Origin of the sequence: Phytobacter sp. SCO41 (assembly GCF_003073275.1) — a bacterium.
Classification (GTDB): Bacteria; Pseudomonadota; Gammaproteobacteria; order Enterobacterales; family Enterobacteriaceae; genus Phytobacter; species Phytobacter diazotrophicus.
In genome coordinates, this window is sequence record NZ_CP027225.1 from 4,636,345 (window position 1) to 4,653,980 (window position 17,636).

The 17,636-nt window shown below is 56.2% G+C and carries 14 protein-coding genes; 7 read left to right on the forward strand and 7 right to left on the reverse strand.

Annotated elements, in window-relative coordinates:
* The first annotated feature begins 52 nt into the window (after positions 1–52).
* From mtnN to C5523_RS22595, 3 genes are read left to right on the forward strand one after another with little or no spacing between them, the layout of a single operon-like run.
* Positions 53–751: a 5'-methylthioadenosine/S-adenosylhomocysteine nucleosidase gene (gene mtnN / locus C5523_RS22585; RefSeq protein WP_071193676.1), complete on the forward strand. Its 699-nt coding sequence runs from the start codon at positions 53–55 to the stop codon at positions 749–751.
* On the forward strand, positions 744–1,544 hold the full coding sequence (gene btuF / locus C5523_RS22590; protein WP_039078423.1) for a vitamin B12 ABC transporter substrate-binding protein BtuF: 801 nt from the start codon (positions 744–746) through the stop codon (positions 1,542–1,544). The genes mtnN and btuF overlap by 8 nt, the downstream gene beginning before the upstream one ends.
* 14 nt (positions 1,545–1,558) lie before the next feature.
* Positions 1,559–2,182, forward strand: coding sequence for a TRIC cation channel family protein (locus C5523_RS22595; RefSeq protein ID WP_108702011.1), 624 nt, complete (start codon positions 1,559–1,561; stop codon positions 2,180–2,182).
* Between the two features lie 48 nt (positions 2,183–2,230).
* On the opposite strand, the gene erpA is transcribed toward C5523_RS22595, so the two are convergent.
* Positions 2,231–2,575, reverse strand: coding sequence for an iron-sulfur cluster insertion protein ErpA (gene erpA, locus C5523_RS22600; RefSeq protein WP_039078421.1), 345 nt, complete (start codon positions 2,573–2,575; stop codon positions 2,231–2,233).
* A gap of 193 nt (positions 2,576–2,768) precedes the next feature.
* Between erpA and hemL the strand changes: the two genes are divergently transcribed.
* Complete coding sequence (gene hemL, locus C5523_RS22605) at positions 2,769–4,049, forward strand: glutamate-1-semialdehyde 2,1-aminomutase (protein WP_108702012.1); 1,281 nt, start codon at positions 2,769–2,771, stop codon at positions 4,047–4,049.
* 149 nt (positions 4,050–4,198) lie between these two features.
* On the opposite strand, the gene fhuB is transcribed toward hemL, so the two are convergent.
* The 6 genes from fhuB to hrpB all read right to left on the reverse strand — a co-directional run bounded on the left by fhuB (position 4,199) and on the right by hrpB (position 15,558).
* On the reverse strand, positions 4,199–6,181 hold the full coding sequence (fhuB, locus tag C5523_RS22610; RefSeq protein WP_108702013.1) for a Fe(3+)-hydroxamate ABC transporter permease FhuB: 1,983 nt from the start codon (positions 6,179–6,181) through the stop codon (positions 4,199–4,201).
* Entirely contained in the window at positions 6,178–7,068 is an 891-nt protein-coding gene (gene fhuD, locus C5523_RS22615; RefSeq protein ID WP_039078418.1) for a Fe(3+)-hydroxamate ABC transporter substrate-binding protein FhuD, read from the reverse strand. The genes fhuB and fhuD overlap by 4 nt, the downstream gene beginning before the upstream one ends.
* Positions 7,068–7,865 (reverse strand): Fe3+-hydroxamate ABC transporter ATP-binding protein FhuC, encoded by a 798-nt coding sequence (gene fhuC, locus C5523_RS22620; protein ID WP_039078417.1) that lies wholly within the window; start codon positions 7,863–7,865, stop codon positions 7,068–7,070. The genes fhuD and fhuC overlap by 1 nt, the downstream gene beginning before the upstream one ends.
* A gap of 47 nt (positions 7,866–7,912) precedes the next feature.
* On the reverse strand, positions 7,913–10,162 hold the full coding sequence (gene fhuA, locus C5523_RS22625; protein WP_108702014.1) for a ferrichrome porin FhuA: 2,250 nt from the start codon (positions 10,160–10,162) through the stop codon (positions 7,913–7,915).
* Between the two features lie 250 nt (positions 10,163–10,412).
* Complete coding sequence (mrcB, locus tag C5523_RS22630; RefSeq protein WP_108702015.1) at positions 10,413–12,950, reverse strand: bifunctional glycosyl transferase/transpeptidase; 2,538 nt, start codon at positions 12,948–12,950, stop codon at positions 10,413–10,415.
* A gap of 178 nt (positions 12,951–13,128) precedes the next feature.
* Positions 13,129–15,558, reverse strand: a complete 2,430-nt coding sequence (gene hrpB / locus C5523_RS22635; protein WP_108702016.1) for an ATP-dependent helicase HrpB — start codon at positions 15,556–15,558, stop codon at positions 13,129–13,131.
* A gap of 136 nt (positions 15,559–15,694) precedes the next feature.
* On the opposite strand from hrpB, the gene thpR reads away from it, so the two are divergent.
* From thpR to dksA, 3 genes are all read left to right on the forward strand, one after another.
* Entirely contained in the window at positions 15,695–16,225 is a 531-nt protein-coding gene (gene thpR, locus C5523_RS22640) for an RNA 2',3'-cyclic phosphodiesterase (protein ID WP_108702017.1), read from the forward strand.
* A gap of 12 nt (positions 16,226–16,237) precedes the next feature.
* Positions 16,238–16,942 carry a DNA/RNA nuclease SfsA gene (gene sfsA, locus C5523_RS22645; RefSeq protein WP_039078412.1) on the forward strand — a complete coding sequence of 235 codons (705 nt, stop codon included), beginning with the start codon at positions 16,238–16,240 and terminating at the stop codon, positions 16,940–16,942.
* A gap of 180 nt (positions 16,943–17,122) precedes the next feature.
* The gene (dksA, locus tag C5523_RS22655) at positions 17,123–17,578 is read left to right on the forward strand and encodes an RNA polymerase-binding protein DksA (RefSeq protein ID WP_001155227.1); all 456 of its coding nucleotides are present in this window, start codon (positions 17,123–17,125) and stop codon (positions 17,576–17,578) included.
* Positions 17,579–17,636 lie beyond the last annotated feature (58 nt).

The following is a 17,636-nucleotide window of genomic DNA, read 5'->3' on the forward strand; positions in this document are numbered from 1 at the left end:
AGACTATGCCCTGTAAACGTATCCCTGTCTTATCACATTAGCGAGTATCTCCATGAAAATTGGCATTATTGGTGCAATGGAAGAAGAAGTTACGCTGTTGCGTGACAAAATCGAAAATCGTCAGACGCTGACCATTGGCGGCTGTGAAATTTACACCGGTACGCTGAATGGTACAGAAGTCGCCCTGCTGAAATCTGGCATCGGCAAAGTGGCCGCCGCAATGGGCGCAACACTGCTGCTGGAACGCTGCAAGCCGGATGTGATTATCAATACAGGTTCCGCTGGTGGTCTGGCGTCAACCCTGACAGTCGGCGATATCGTGGTCTCTGACGAAGCACGCTATCACGACGCGGACGTCACAGCATTTGGCTACGAGTTCGGCCAGTTGCCCGGTTGCCCGGCGGGCTTTAAAGCAGATGAAAAACTGGTTACTGCGGCAGAAAGCTGCATTAAACAGCTCAATCTGAACGCGGTTCGCGGTCTGATTGTCAGCGGTGATGCCTTTATTAACGGCTCCGTGGGTCTGGCCAAAATTCGCCATAACTTCCCGCAAGCCGTAGCCGTTGAAATGGAAGCAACCGCCATTGCGCATGTCTGCCATAACTTTGGCGTACCCTTTGTGGTGGTGCGCGCCATCTCCGACGTGGCCGACCAGCAATCCCACCTGAGCTTTGATGAGTTCCTCGTGGTTGCTGCGAAACAGTCCAGCCTGATGGTTGAGACACTGGTGCAGAACCTGGCACGTGGCTAAATATTTGTTCAGGGCGCTGGCCGCCCTGCTTATTTTTGCTTCGGCGTGGCTTTGCGCCGCGCCGCGCGTGATCTCCCTCTCTCCTGCGAATACGGAAATGGCCTTTGCCGCTGGCATCACGCCTGTGGGCGTCAGCAGCTATTCAGACTTTCCCCCTGAGGCGAAAAAAATCGAGCAGGTTGCCACCTGGCAAGGGCTGAACATCGAGCGGATTGTGGCGTTAAAACCCGACGTCGTCCTTGCCTGGCGCGGCGGCAATGCGGAACGTCAGGTCGATCAACTGGAACGGCTGGGTATCAAGGTGCTGTGGCTGGATTCGGTAACCATCGAACAAGTCGCAGAATCTTTAGCCGGGCTCGCACAATACAGCCCACACCCCAAACAAGCACAGCAGGCCTCAACTGAGCTGCTGGCCCAGTATCAGGCGCTGAAAAAACAGTATGCCGGGCAGACGAAAAAACGGGTGTTTCTGCAGTTTGGCGGAGAACCGCTTTTCACCAGCGGTAAAGGCTCGCTGCAAAACGAAGTGCTGGAACTGTGCGGGGGCGAGAATATCTTTGCCGCCAGCCGGGTTCCCTGGCCCCAGGTGAGTCGTGAGCAAGTGCTGGCGCGCGAGCCTCATGCGATCGTGGTAGCAGGAAATGTGAGCGAAATTCCTAAAATCGAACAATTCTGGCACAAACAGCTCGATATTCCGGTCATTCCGCTAACCAGCGACTGGTTTGAGCGCGCCGGTCCGCGTATTATCCTCGCCGCTCAACAACTCTGCCCTGCCCTGGCGCAGGTGAAATAACCGGGGATTAAACCATGCTCGTCTACTGGCTGGATATTGTCGGTACCGCTGTTTTTGCCATCTCAGGTGTGCTGCTTGCCGGAAAACTCCGGATGGATCCTTTTGGTGTGCTGGTATTAGGCGTGGTAACCGCCGTTGGAGGCGGCACGATCCGCGATATGGCGCTCGCCCATGGCCCTGTATTCTGGGTGAAAGATCCAACCGACCTGGTGGTGGCAATGGTCACCTGTATGCTGACGATTGTGCTGGTTCGCCAGCCAAGGCGTCTGCCGAAGTGGGTGCTGCCAGTGCTTGATGCCGTCGGGCTGGCCGTGTTTGTCGGTATTGGGGTAAACAAAGCGTTTATGGCTGGCACCGGGCCGTTGGTCGCAACGGGTATGGGGGTGCTGACCGGTGTTGGCGGTGGGATTATTCGTGATGTGCTGGCACGCGAAGTACCGATGATCCTGCGAACAGAAATCTACGCCACCGCTTGTATCGTTGGCGGCATTGTCCATTCAACAGCGGCTTACTCTTTTGATGTGCCGCTGGAAAACGCCGCGATGCTTGGAATGGTGGTCACATTGGGCATTCGCCTTGCCGCCATACGCTGGCATCTCAAGCTGCCGACATTCGCGCTGGATGAGAATGGCAGATAGCAAAAAGCCGTGTCACTGACACGGCTTTTTTGTGGCATCCGAAAGGGATCAGATGCTGAATGAGGATCCGCAACCGCAGGTGCTTGTTGCGTTCGGGTTGGTTACCACAAAACGGGAACCTTCCAGACCTTCGGTATAATCAACCGAACCACCCACCAGATATTGCAGGCTCATCGGGTCAACAACAAGGCCTACGCCCTGTTTCTCAATGGTCATGTCGCCATCGTTGATCTGGTCGTCAAACGTGAAGCCATACTGGAAGCCACTGCAACCGCCGCCCGTAATGTAGACACGCAGTTTCAGGTTCGGATTGTCTTCATCCGCAATCAGGTTTTTCACTTTACTGGCTGCTGCGTCGGTAAACTGCAGCGGCAGCGCTACATCGTCACTCATTTTTCGCTCCCATTCATACTGCGATCTGGGCAAATAATAACCCGATCATTTTGGCTATTATCTATTACCCTGGTTATTCGTTCAAGTATTCTCCCTCTGAGGTGGCTATCCTTTCCGTGCGCAATACTTTTATCCTCTTCCAGGAATCCCTTAGAATAAGCCCCATTGTTTTTAACAAACCAGGAACGATTTCATGAGTAAGTCAGAAAACCTCTACAGCGCCGCACGCGAACTTATCCCCGGCGGCGTTAACTCGCCGGTACGCGCCTTCACCGGCGTAGGAGGCACGCCGCTGTTTATTGAGCGCGCTGACGGCGCTTACCTCTACGACGCCGATGGCAAAGCTTACATTGATTACGTCGGCTCCTGGGGTCCGATGGTGCTCGGTCACAACCATCCGGCTATTCGCAATGCGGTAATTGAAGCCGCCCAGCGCGGTCTGAGTTTTGGCGCGCCGACCGAGATGGAAGTGAAAATGGCCGAACTGGTGACTCAACTGGTACCGACCATGGATATGGTGCGTATGGTGAACTCCGGTACCGAAGCCACCATGAGTGCGATTCGTCTGGCTCGCGGTTTTACCGGTCGCGACAAAATCATCAAATTTGAAGGCTGCTACCACGGCCACGCAGACTGCCTGCTGGTCAAAGCGGGATCCGGCGCATTGACGCTGGGCCAGCCAAACTCTCCGGGCGTGCCGGCGGACTTCGCCAAACATACCCTGACCTGCACCTATAACGATCTGTCGAGCGTCCGCGACGCTTTCGAGCAATATCCGCAGGATATCGCCTGTATCATCGTTGAGCCGGTCGCGGGTAACATGAACTGTATTCCGCCGAAAGATGACTTCCTGCCGGGCCTGCGCGCGCTCTGTGATGAGTTCGGCGCGTTGCTGATTATCGACGAAGTGATGACCGGCTTCCGCGTCGCGCTGGCGGGTGCGCAATCTTACTATGACGTCACGCCGGACCTGACTTGCCTGGGTAAAATCATCGGCGGCGGAATGCCGGTGGGCGCATTTGGTGGCCGCCGCGACATTATGGAAGCCCTGGCGCCGACAGGCCCGGTCTATCAGGCCGGTACACTTTCCGGCAACCCCATTGCCATGGCCGCTGGTTATGCCTGCCTGACCGAAGTGTCGCAGGTGGGCGTGCATGAAACCCTCAATGATCTGACGGCATTGCTGGCAGATGGCCTGATTGATGCAGCGCGCGGCCAGGGTATTCCACTGGTGGTCAACCACGTAGGCGGCATGTTCGGTCTGTTCTTTACCGATGCGCCGGAAGTGACCTGTTATCAGAATGTGGTGGCCTGCGATGTGGAACGCTTTAAGCGCTTCTTCCATCTGATGCTTGAAGAGGGTGTCTATTTTGCGCCATCAGCTTTCGAAGCAGGTTTTATGTCCATCGCGCATAGCGAAGAAGATATCCGCAATACGGTTGATGCAGCACGCCGCGTGTTTGCGAAGCTGTAATTTCTGACGAGACAGGTGTCGCCTTGCGTGGCACCTGTTCAGCCAGAATCGTATCCCGGATAAGGCGCTTGCGCCGTCATCCGGGACACGCCCTGGTGGCGCAACGCTTACCAGGGCTACAAATCAGGGCCGCATCGGCGCTCCACCGCTTATCGGCTCTGCTTTCTCAGTAAATAGATAAAATACGGCGCGCCGATAAAGGTCGACAGCAGTCCTGCCGGGACCTGGTAGGGAAACATCATCATCCGCCCGCACCAGTCGGCAAACACCAACAGAAGCCCACCCGTCAGCGCAGACATAACGATATGCGGCATGGTACGGCGAAAACCCATCATACGCGCGATATGCGGTGCCATCAGGCCGATAAAACTCAGCGGGCCAATGGTCATCGTTGCGGTTGCCGTTAACGCCGCCACCAGCAGCAATAGCCCGATACGTGATGTGGTCAACGCCATCCCCACCGAACGCGCCGTATCACCGCCCAGTGGCAATACCGTCAGCCAGCGACGACAGAACGGCACCAGCGCCAGGAGCACGACCATCATCAGGCCCGTACGCATCACCTGCTCAAAGGTCGCGTGATAGGTCGAACCGGAAATCCACGTCAGGATCTTCGCCATACGCGGATCACCGCTTGCCTGCAACATCATCAACAGCATGGTGAACGCGGTACTGAGCGCCATCCCGGCCAGTAGCATACGGTGCGGCGAAAAGCCCCCGCGACCGGCGGCAATCAGAATGATCAGCAGCGTAATGGCCGCACCGAGACTGCCGGCTGGCATCAGCCAGCCAAACGCATTCCCCGGCACGAAGAACAGCATGACCACAACACCGAAGGCCGCTCCGGCGCTGATCCCCAGCACTTCCGGGCTTGCCATCGGGTTCCCCGTCAGGCGCTGAATAATACACCCGGCTACCGCCAGCATGATCCCGGCGGTCAGCGCGGCGATAATCCGCGGCAAACGCCACTGCATTAGATCGTCGAGCATCGTACCGCTAATCCAGCGCCAGCCTTCCGCGTCGCGTCCGAACGAAAGAGCCACCAGTACGCCCAGTAGCAATACAACCAGCCCGACCAGCGCAAACCATTGCACGTTTTGCCGTTCCGTGGGGACATTGTCCCCGACATCCATCGAAGGCGCGCTCATGCTGCGCAAACGCGGCAGCAGCCACAGTAACAGCGGCGCGCCAATCAGCGCCGTCATAGATCCTGTGGAGACCTCTCTCCATACGCGGGCGAGCCACAGGATAAGCTGGTCAGATAGCCAAAGAATCAGGGCGCCAATCAGGGGGGCAAGCATCAGACGCGCCAGCAGACGCCGCGCACCGAGCATTTTCGCCAACAAAGGTGCAAACAGGCCGATAAAGCCGATAATCCCGACCGCATTCACCAGCAGTGCGCTGAGTACGATCGCAAGCGTAAGCGCGGCCAGACGCGCCATTGATAACGCGAGACCAAGATTGCGGGCAACGCCATCATCCAGCCCCATCAACGTTAATGGTCGCAGCAACAGCAGGGTGAGCACCACGCCGCCGATTAGCTGCGGCCACAGGCGCTGCACGCCGCTCCAGTCGGTCTGGGTAAGCGTACCGGTGCTCCACAGGAACATGCTTTGCAGCGCATCGTGGTGGAAAATCACCAACAACTGGTTGACCGCCCCGCAGTAGAGGCTCACCACCAGCCCTGCCAGAATAAGCGTCACCGGAGAAAGCCGTTTGCCCCAGGCAACCCCAAACACCAGCGCGCCAACCACACAGGCGCCGGCCAGCGCGGCAAACTGCGTGGTCAACGCGCCCGGAAGCGCCCAGAGCGTGACGATGGTGATGCCCAGTTGCGCGCCGGTAGAGACCCCAAGCGTTGTAGGTTCTGCCAGCGGGTTACGTAAGACCTGCTGGAACAGTACCCCCACCAGCCCCAGGCCAGCCCCGACTAACAGCGAAATCACCAGTCGTGGCAGCAGGCTGTAATGGAACAGCATCTGTTCAATCACATCAACGTTGGGCGAAAAAAGCGCCTGCCCCCACTGTGCACGGGGAAGTGCGGCATTCAAATTCAGCCAGGTTAGCCAGGCACCAGCAATCAATAACACCGCCAGTAGCAGGCCCGGCAGTAACGCAAACGGTCTTCTCATGCTTTGCCCCCGAGTGCGTTATCCAGAACACGCACAAAGTGCATGGCAGAGAGCGTCGCGCCATAGAACCAGACGGCAGGTACGCGCTGGAATCGGCCCGCGCGAACAAATGGCATCGCCTGCCACAGCGGGGTCGCCATCAATTTACGCATATCAGCATCATTACCGTGGTCAAAACAGAGAACATCGACGTCTTTATACATCGCCAGGCGATCAATCCCCACGGCGGTGCTTCCCCAGAACGAGGTTTCCCCCTGCCAGGCGTTTTGAATACCAAACTCATCCAGGACTTCCTGGAACAGGCAGTTGCGGGTAAAGACCAGCATGTGGCGTGCATCCAGCAGCGTCATCATCAGCAGCGGGCGTTCGCCACGCGGTCTGAAGTGCGGTTTTCTGTCGGCAATAAAGCTATCGAAGGTATCCAGATGCGCTTTTGCCGCCGCTTCCATATGGAATAGCTGTGCCATCTCGTTGAGGGATTTTCGTGCCGTCGCCAGCGGTTTCTTACCGTCGCTAAAATTGAACCCCTGCCCCGGCGCGATTCTCGCCAGTACATCGGCAGAGGGGCCATAGCCGGCAGACCAGACCAGGAAAGAAGGTTTCATCTGCGTAAGCAGTTCCAGATTGGGCTCCGTGCGCAGCCCAACGTCAATCACCCCGGCGGGGAGCGCAGGCTCATTTACCCACAGATTGTAATTGGGAATATCGGCAATGCCGTAAGGTTTAATCCCCAGCGCCAGCAGCAGTTCGACCGGCAGCCACTCCAGACCGACAATCCGCTGCGTGTCGATTTCCGCGGCCTGCGCGCTGCGCATCTGCCACAGCAAAGGAGAGAGCGCCATCATCGTCAACAGGCGACGACGGCTAATCAGGTTCAGGCCATCCATCAATAGACAAAGCTCACCGGGGCAGCACCTGACGGGTGAGGAAGAATCCCCATCGGGATACCGTAAATTTGTTCGAGAGTCTCCGCGCGCATGAGTGTATCCGGGGTCCCCTGGGCAATCATTTCACCGCCGCGTAATGCCACAAGGTAATCGCAATAGCGCGCCGCCATATTGATATCGTGTAACACGGCAATTACCGTCAGCCCGCGCTGCTGGCTTAAACGATGCACCAGCGCCAGCACGTCCACCTGATGAGCGATATCCAGCGCCGAGGTTGGTTCATCCAAAAGCAGACAACGGCTATCCTGTGCCACCAGCATGGCAATCCATGCACGCTGACGTTCGCCGCCGGACAGGCTATCAACCAGACGATGCGCCAGTGGTTTGAGTCCAACCAGCGCTATCGCCTCTTCCACTTTCTCTCTGTCAGCCACACCAAAACGGCCCAGCGCGCCATGCCACGGATACCGACCAATCGCCACCAGTTCACGTACCGTCATCCCTTCTGCCTGCGGCAACTGCTGCGGCAGATAGGCCACCTTACGGGCAAAGGATTTACTGCTCCAACTTGCCAGCGGCTGTCCGTCGAGCAGAACATCTCCCTGCGAAGGCGGTTGATGACGCCCCAGCATTTTCAGCAGTGTGGATTTCCCTGAACCGTTATGCCCGATAAGGCCAGTGACTTTGCCAACCGGAAAGGTCAGAGAAAGGGGATGCAGCAGCGTGCGGCCAGGCACACTGAATGTGACGTCGGTGAGTTGAAACGTGGTATCGGGAAGCGCGTTGTTTTCCTGCATGAGTGCCAACTTTTAAAAGGGCACGGCGAACCGTGCCCGAAGAGAGATTAGAAGCGGAAGGTTGCTGTCGCCACCACCTGGCGCTCAGCCCCCCAGAAGCAACCATAGGTATTAAAGCAGCTTGCGACATACTCGCGATCGAACAGGTTGTTCACGTGTAACGCCACATTAGAGCCCGCCAGGCCTACACGCGCCAGATCGTAACGCACCAGTGCGTCAACTAACGTGTAGCTCCCCACTTTGAAAGAGTTCGCCGGATCGCCCTGGCTGGAACCGGTAAAGCGAGCGCCGGTACCCAGCGTCAGACCAGAGAGCGCGCCATCAAAGATGGTGTAATCGCCCCACAGAGATGCCATGTGTTTTGGCACCTGGGCAGGCGTGTTGCCTTTGTATTTGGTATCGGTAGTGTACTCAGCGTCGGTATAGGTATAAGAACCGACCACATTGACGCTGGCAGAGAGTGCCGCTTTCGCTTCAAGCTCAACGCCGCGCGCACGGATTTCGCCGCCTTCAACCGAGTAGAAAGATCCCGCCGGATCGCCCATCAGGTTGTTGGTTTTGGTCAACTGATACACTGCACCAGTCAGCACAATCGGACGATCTTTTGGTACGTATTTCACGCCCGCTTCGTACTGCTTACCTTTAGACGGTGCGAAAATCTTGCCATTCTGGCCCGTCGTGGATGCCGGTTCGAAGGATTCACTATAGCTAAAGTATGGTGTTACACCATTGTCGAACAGGTAGTTAACGCCACCGCGCCAGGTGAACTGCTTATCGTCGCGGGTGGTTTGTATGCCAGTGGTACGGGTCAGGGTTTCCTGCTTCGCCCAGTCATAACGCCCCCCGAGGGTGACCAGCACTTTGTCCCACTGCGCCTGATCCTGCGCATACACACCGGTCTGTTTCTGTTTGTTCAGCACCTGATAAGGACCTGAGTTAGTCAGATCTTTGGTACCGAAATCGAAATCAGAAGAGACAGGGTTGTAGAGATCCAGCAACGGAACAGAGTTGTCATAACCAAACCAGGAGTCGATATCATTACGCATACGCATAAAGTCAACGCCAGTCAGCAGGGTATGATCTACATCGCCAGTGGCGAATTTGCTCTGCAACTGAGTATCCACAGTGAACGTCTGCAGGCGTTCGCTATCAACAACGTATTTACGTGCCAGATAGTGGCCTTTATCCGCTGCAGAGAGCGCATTACAGCTAGCGTTAAAACCATTGGCTGAATCTGAGCAGACGCCGTAACCATAGACGCTATTCTGCGCGACTTTGTTTTCCGCGTAACGCAGGTTCTGGCGCAGCGTGAAGGTATCGTTAAAGCCATGTTCGAAGCTGTAACCCACCATTTTCTCATTACGGGAATAGGTGTTGTTCTTCGCGCCTTCGTTGAAGTCGGTCGGCAGACGGGAGCCATTTGGCAGCGGCTGAACGGTCCCCTCTTTCGGTAACCAGCCGTAATAACCGGTATCCGGTTCGTTCTGGAAATAAGAGAGGAATGTGAAGTTCGTTTTGTCATCAGGACGCCAACTGAAAGACGGCGCAATGGTGTAGCGCTGCTCTTTTGCCCCTTCCTGTTGGGCGTTAGCGGAGCGCGCCAGACCGGTCAAACGATAAGAATAAACGCCGTCATCATCCAGCGCGTCGCTAAAATCAAAACCTGTCTGGTACAGGTTATCGGTGCCCATCTTGAACTGCACTTCATACAGCGGCGTCGTTGTCGGACGTTTGCTGACCATGTTCAGTAACCCACCCGGGCTGCTCTTACCGTACAGCACAGAAGCCGGGCCGCGCAGGATTTCAGCACGTTCGAGCATGTAAGGATCAATCACCGCGTCGTTGTAGAAGTTGCCCTGCATCTTCATACCGTCGAGGTAGTTATTCTGGCTCTGACCATCTGCGGCAAAACCACGAATGACAAGATAGTCATAGGTGTTGGATGCGCCACGCGTCCCCACGGCGACACCCGGCGTGTAACTCAGCGCTTCCTTCACGGACTTCGGCTGATGCAGGGCCATCTCTTCGCTGGTTACCACGGAGATAGACTGCGGGGTCTTCTCAATCGGGGTGTCGGTCTTGGTCCCCGTCGCAGAGTGGCGCGCGGCAATCGTTGCCGCCGGGCCCCAGGCATTTTCCTGCCCCGCCGTGCTGCTGGAGGTTACGGTAACGGTTTCTTCAGGTTGGGTCGTTGCAGCCTGTGCATAGACAGACATGCCGCTAACCGCTGTGGCTACAACTACTGCGAGTTTACGCAGTGAGGTGTTGACTGGCTGAGCAGTTTTTAGACGCGCCATTGTTTGTTCTCTGACAATGAGTGAATGATAACGTAAACGATAATTATTATTATGACGGCAGCATAATATGCGAAGCGCCGACCGCATAGCAAGCGCTAAGCGGCCCTGCTCGGTGTGAGGGATTAATAAACAACCAGGTAAAAAGGATGGCGTTAAAAAGGAATTAAAAAGGATTTAAAACGAGGTTAAAGAGATGTTCCAGCCATGCCTAAATCAAAAACCCCCAGCCGGGCGACTGGGGGTTTGAGCATTAGTTACTACCGAACATATCTTTAATCCAGCCTGCAACACCGTCGCTCTTCTCTTGCTGCTGCGGTGGCTGTTGCTGAGGCTGCTGCTGTTGCGGCGGCGGGGTTGACTGATCGAACGGATTACCCTGCTGCGGCTGCTGCATCATCGGATTTTGCTGGCACAGCGTTTCCGGGCTGGTCGTCCAGACCGGCAGTGAACGCACACCGCCACCGCCGCAAATGAAGTTGCCCATATCATCCACGCTCATGGTGGTGATATCTTCCGGCGGCGTCAGATCCAGCGGAATTGGCGACTGGTTTGCCAGATAGCGCTGATAGATAGCCATCGCCCCGCTCGCACCATACAGCTTGGTCGGCTGGTTATTATCACGCCCAACCCAGGTAATCGTCACTTCACGCCCGTCAATCCCGGCAAACCAGGTATCGACGTTATTGTTGGTGGTACCGGTTTTCCCTGCCAGATGCAGCCCCGGATATTTTGCGCCGAGCTGGCGCCCGGTACCGCGCTGAATAACCTGCTGCATGGTCCACAGGGTCAGATAGGCCGCCTGTGCAGGTACCGCACGCTCAGACTGCGGATAACTCTGGTACAGCACCGTACCATCCTCTGCAATGACTGAACGCAGCGCAGACAACGTTGCGCGGTTACCGCCGCTGGCGATGGTCTGGAACGCTTGCGCGACTTCAATCGGCGTCAGGTTGAGCGCCCCCAACAGCATGGACGGGTTAGCCGTTAACTGATCTTTAGGCGCACCTAATTTCAACCAGGTGTCGGTCACCGCAGGCAGCCCCATTGCCATCCCGAGGTTAACTGTCGGCACGTTCATGGAGCGCGTTAACGCATCCACCAGCATCACCTGACCGCTAAAACGGTGGTCGTCGTTTTGCGGTGCCCAGACCTGACCATTCGACAGGCGCAGTGAAATCGGCGCATCGGCAATGGAGGTATTCAGACGGAATTTATCCGGCTGGCTTAGCGCTGTCAGGTAGGTCGCCGGTTTTGCCAACGAGCCGATAGAGCGGCGCGCCTGCATTGCACGGTTATAGCCCGCAAATTGCGGCGTCGCCCCGCCGACCATTGCACGGACTTCGCCACTGAAGCGATCCACAACCACCATCGCGGTTTCCAGGTCGTCCAGTTTACGCTGCTTGATCAAGGCCGGAATACCTTCCACCGCCGCTTTTTCTGCCGCGTCCTGCGCAACAGAATCAAAGGTGGTGAAAATCTTCACGCCCGACAAGTCCTTCATTTTGTCATCGCCGAGTTTAGCCTGAAGCTCCTGACGGACCATCTGCATAAACGCAGGCTGCGGCGAAATCACGCCACCACGCGGCTGCACACCAAGTGGACGAGCGCTGAGCATGTCGTAAAGCTCCTGGTCAATCACCTTCTGCTCTTGCATCAGGCGCAGGACAAGGTTACGTCGCTCCAGGGCCAGTTTTGGGTTACGCCACGGGTTGTAGATTGACGCCCCTTTCACCATCCCGACCAACATCGCCTGCTGGTCGAGACTCAGCTCTTCCACCGGACGGCCAAAGTAGTAAAGGCTTGCCAACGGGAAACCACGGATTTCGTTATCACCGCTCTGCCCGAGGTACACTTCGTTCATGTACAGTTCAAGGATACGATCCTTGCTGTAACGGGCATCGACGATCAGCGCCATATAGGCTTCGTTAGCCTTACGCCAGTAGGAACGCTCGCTGCTCAGGAACAGGTTTTTTACCAATTGCTGGGTCAGCGTACTCGCCCCCTGCACCGTACGTCCGGCGGTCAGGTTCGCCAGCACCGCACGGCCAATCGAGTAAAAACTGATACCATCATGCTCGTAGAAATGACGGTCTTCGGTCGCCAGCAGCGTATCCACCAGCAGATCCGGGAAGCCACTGCGCGGGACAAACAGACGCTGTTCGCCGTTAGGCGAGGAAAGCATGGTGATCAAACGCGGATCGAGACGGAAGAAACCGAACTGACGGTTGCTGTCCATGTTCTCAATGCTATCGAGTCGGTCGCCATCAAACGTCAGACGAGCCCGGACCTGCCCTTCTTTGCTATCAGGGAAGTCAAACGGGCGGCGGATCATCTCAATGCTTTTCGCCTGCACGGTAAACTCGCCAGGACGCGTCATCTTCGTCACCTGACGGTACTGTGTGGCTTCCAGCAGTTTGACCATCTCGTTTTTGCTGATGGGCATATCCGGCTCAAGGTTGACCATACGGCCATAGACGGCAGCCGGCAGTTGCCACACTTTGCCATCGATACGGCTGCGGATCTTCTGATCCAGGTACACGCCATAAATGGCCAGCAGCACCGCACCCACGATACAAATTTTCAACAGCAGCCAGAACCAACGGCGCTTACCGCGAGGTTTACCGCCTTTACCTTTCCCTTTGCGCGGCGCTGAGTCCTGCTCATCGCCATCATCATCTTCGTAATCGTCGTATTCCTCTTCTCTGACTCGACGACGACTTACTTTCTCTTTTGCCGGACGTGAAGGTCTGCTCTTACGTCCAATTGGCTCGCGGTCATTCCCCGCCATGCTCTCTCTCCGCAACATTCAGGCGCAAGGGCCTGATTCTCAGTTCTTCCGCCTCCAGGCAGAAGAAGAAATCTCTCAAAATAAACAGCAGATTTTCTCAACGAGAAAATCTTAGTGTCTGCACCCTCTCCCTGTGGGAGAGGGCTGGGGTGAGGGCATCAATCTGCCCCGCCCATAACTACGAATACTTTTTCGTGCGCCGCGTCGGTGCGGCATTCGCCGGATCGTCAGGCCAGACATGTTTCGGGTAACGCCCTTTCATCTCTTTTTGCACTTCACGGTACGCCCCCTGCCAGAACGCCGCTAAATCGCGCGTAATTTGCAGCGGACGCTGAGCCGGGGAAAGCAGTTCCAGTACCAGCGCAATGCGCCCCTGAGCGATAACAGGCGTTGTGGCCTCACCAAACATCTCCTGCATACGCACCGCCAGAGCAGGCGGATTATCCTCATGATAACGAATGGCAATCCGACTTCCCGTCGGCACAGTGTAATGCCCAGGCAGTTCACTATCCAGACGTTGACGCAAAGGCCAAGGTAAGAAAGCTTTTAATGCTTCGCCCACGTCCAGCGCTTTCAACGCGCGAAGCGAATGTACGCCCCCCATTTGCGGTAACAGCCAGCTTTCCAGAGAAGCCAGCAGCGAAGCGTCATCTACCGCAGGCCATGCCTCTTCCGGCAGCCATTTCGCCGCGCAATGTAAACGCAGACGAAGCTGTTTCGCCTCGGGCGTCCAGTTAAGGACATCCAGCCCTTTATCACGAATGCCGTTGAGCATCGCCTGGTGTAGTTCTTCTTCCGGAAGCTTCGCCAGCGGCTGAACCTTCACCGTCAATTGACCAATCCGGCTACGGCGAAATGCCTTTAAGGTTCCCAGCGCTTCATCCCATTCCACAGAGTCAGACGGCTCAACAATGTGCGGACAAGCTGCCATTAACCGATCAATGTCCAGCGGCAGCGCCAGCAAAATGCGGGCATCCGGCGACTGGCTCCCTTGTAACAGCAGTGGCGCGAGCAGCCATTCATGGCGATTAAGCGCGTCATCCGCGTCAAGCATTGCGCCCATTCCGTTTGCCAGTTGATAACGCCCGTCCTGGCCACGCCTGCGCGCAATGCGGTCGGCAAAAGCGCTGGCAAGCAACGGCGCCAACAGATCGCTATCCGGCTCCCCTTCCGCACTTTTCAACCGCCGGATCAACTGTCGGGCACGCTGCTGCCACTGGGGCTGATTGCGGGAAAAGGCAACGCTCAAATCGGTATTACCGCCGCGCGGCGGCTCTTCAAGAATGGCTGCCAGCTTCGCCGCCGTTGCCACCTCATTCGCACCGCTGGCGCTCGCTAACATCGCGGCCAGGCGCGGATCGTTACCCAGCGATGCCATTTTTTTCCCGAACGCAGAGAGGCGTTCGCCTTCCAGCGCCCGCAGTTGCGTCAACAACCGCTTCGCTGCGGCAAGGTTAGTCGCTGGCGGTAAATCCAGCCAGCTAAGCTGCACGGGATCCTGGCATCCCCACTGTAACAACTCCATCAACAGGCCAGACAAATCGCTTTGCAAAATCTCTGGCTCGCTCTGAGCCGCCGCCCTTTCGGCCTGTTCTTTGCCGATCAAATGCAAACAAATACCTGGTTCAAGGCGCCCGGCACGTCCGGCACGCTGCGTCATCGATGCCTGGCTCACGCGCTGAGTGACAAGCCGTGTTAACCCTGTTCGCGAATCGAAACGGGCCACCCGCTCCTGGGCGCTGTCCACTACCAGGCGAATGCCTTCTATGGTCAGGCTGGTCTCGGCGATATTGGTCGCCAGCACCACCTTTCGTTGCCCGGCAGGCGGCGGAAAAATGGCTTTGCGTTGTTCATTGAGCGACAACGCCCCATACAGCGGACAGAGCAATACATCGTCAGCGACCCGGCTGGCCAGTTGTTCCTGCACACGCTGGATCTCCCCGACTCCCGGCAAAAACAGTAACAACGACCCCGTTTGCGAACGCAGCAAATCGGCTGTCGCCACCGCGACCGCCTCGTCAAAGCGCTGATGGCTGTTTAAGGCCTGATAGCGCCGCTCGACCGGGTGCATACGCCCCTCGGAAACAATCAGCGGCGCATCCGGCAACAGGGTCTGCAGGCGGCTGTTATCAAGGGTGGCTGACATGACCAGCAGTTTCAGGTCGTCACGCAGTCCCTGCTGGACATCCAGCAATAGCGCCAGCGCCAGATCGGCCTGCAGGCTACGTTCGTGGAATTCATCAAGGATCACCAGACCAACGCCGTTCAGCTCGGGATCGTGCTGGATCATTCGCGTCAGGATCCCCTCAGTCACCACTTCCAGACGCGTATTCGGCCCAACACAAGTTTGGGCTCTCATCCGGTAGCCGACCGTGTCACCAGGCTGCTCATTGAGCAGTTCCGCCAGCCGTTGCGCCACGTTACGGGCAGCCAGCCTGCGCGGTTCAAGCAGTAAAATACGCCCGTCAATACCGCCCTGCTGCAACAATTGCAGCGGCAGCCAGGTTGACTTCCCCGCGCCTGTCGGGGCAGTTAGCAGTACCTGGGGAGCGTGTTGTAACGCATTGAGAAGGTCGGGCAATACGGCAGCAACCGGCAGTGAGGACACTCAAGGCTCCAGAGGATTCACATTGATAAGGACGGGGCCAATTGTACATGAACTACGGCGCTTTGGAGCGCCGAAGGATTTGCGAGCATCCGCCTGCCATTGTAGCATCGCGACAAATCCTAACTGAGTGCCTGCCATGTCTGAATCGAAAAGGCTGTTTTTTGCCATCGAATTGCCCGACGCCACCCGACAGGCGGTGGTGCGCTGGCGGGCGGAACATTTCCCGCAAGATGCCGGACGACCGGTTGCGGCAGCAAACTTACATCTGACACTGGCGTTTTTGGGGGAAGTGAGCGCGGAAAAACAACGGGCGCTGGAAACGCTGGCCGGTCGCATTCGTCAGCCAGGCTTTACGTTACAACTCGATGATGCCGGGCAATGGTTGCGTTCGCGCGTCGTCTGGCTTGGCTGTCGCCAGTCGCCACGCGGGCTGTTGCAACTGGCGGATATGCTGCGCGCTCAGGCTGCACGCAGCGGATGCTGGCAAAGTCCAACGCCGTTTCATCCTCATATCACCCTGCTACGCGATGCCAGTCATGCGGTCACGATACCGCCGCCGGGTTTTCACTGGACTTTTCCTGTAACAGAATTTGTCTTATATGAATCGCAGTTTGCCGGAGGACGTCTGCGCTACAAGGCGTTAAACCGCTGGACGCTAAAAACATAAAAAGGATATGTCATGGAATTTTCTCCGCCCCTCCGATCCGCCACGCTTATTCAGCGCTATAAGCGGTTTCTTGCCGATGTGATCACGCCAGAAGGCGAAACATTGACAATCCATTGTCCCAATACCGGCGCAATGACCGGTTGCGCCACGCCTGGCGACACGGTTTGGTATTCCACATCAGAAAATACTAAACGCAAATATCCGCATACCTGGGAATTAACGCAAACCCAACAGGGCGCTTTTATTTGCGTTAATACGCTTCGCGCTAATACGTTAACGAAAGAAGCAATACAGCAAAACCGTTTGCCAGGACTGTCGGGTTACAGTGCACTGAAAAGTGAAGTGAAATATGGTGCCGAAGGCAGCAGAATTGATTTTCTGTTACAGGCGGATGGCCGACGCAACTGCTATATTGAAGTGAAATCAGTAACGCTCGCCGAGCGGGAATGCGGTTTTTTCCCTGATGCAGTTACGCTACGCGGACAAAAGCATCTGCGTGAGTTAATGAGCGTAGCGGCCAGCGGCGACCGCGCGGTTATTCTGTTTGCCGTGCTGCATTCAGCCGTTGAACATTTTTCTCCAGCGCGCCATATTGATGAGAAATACGCACGATTGTTAAAGGAAGCACAAGGTCAGGGAGTAGAAATTCTGGCGGTAAAAGCGGAACTTTCTGCTACAAATATGACTCTGAGATTGCCGCTGCCTTTCACGATATAGGGCAGCGATTGACTAAATTGACTAATAAGTGTTCTGGTCGCGTGCGCAAATACGCTTTTCCTCACAGGCTTGTCAAGTGTTACGTTTAGATATTTGCCATCCGGAAAAGCATCTGCTATTTATAGCGGCCTGATTTTCCCCCAACACGGGGATCGATAGTGCGTGTTAAGGAGAAGCAACATGCAAGAAGGGCAAAACCGTAAAACATCGTCCCTGAGTATTCTCGCCATCGCTGGGGTGGAGCCGTATCAAGAGAAACCGGGCGAAGAGTATATGAATGAAGCCCAGCTGGCGCACTTCAGGCGTATTCTTGAAGCGTGGCGTAATCAACTCAGGGATGAAGTCGATCGCACCGTCACCCATATGCAGGATGAAGCAGCTAACTTCCCGGACCCGGTAGACCGTGCCGCACAGGAAGAAGAGTTCAGCCTCGAACTGCGTAACCGTGACCGCGAGCGTAAACTGATCAAAAAGATCGAGAAAACGCTGAAAAAAGTTGAAGACGAAGATTTCGGCTACTGCGAATCCTGCGGTGTTGAAATCGGCATTCGCCGCCTGGAAGCGCGTCCGACCGCTGACCTGTGCATCGATTGCAAAACACTGGCGGAAATTCGCGAAAAACAGATGGCGGGTTAATTCGCCTCTGACCGACAGCCGGTCAACCCCTCAGACGGCGCAGCGCTGATTCCAGCCT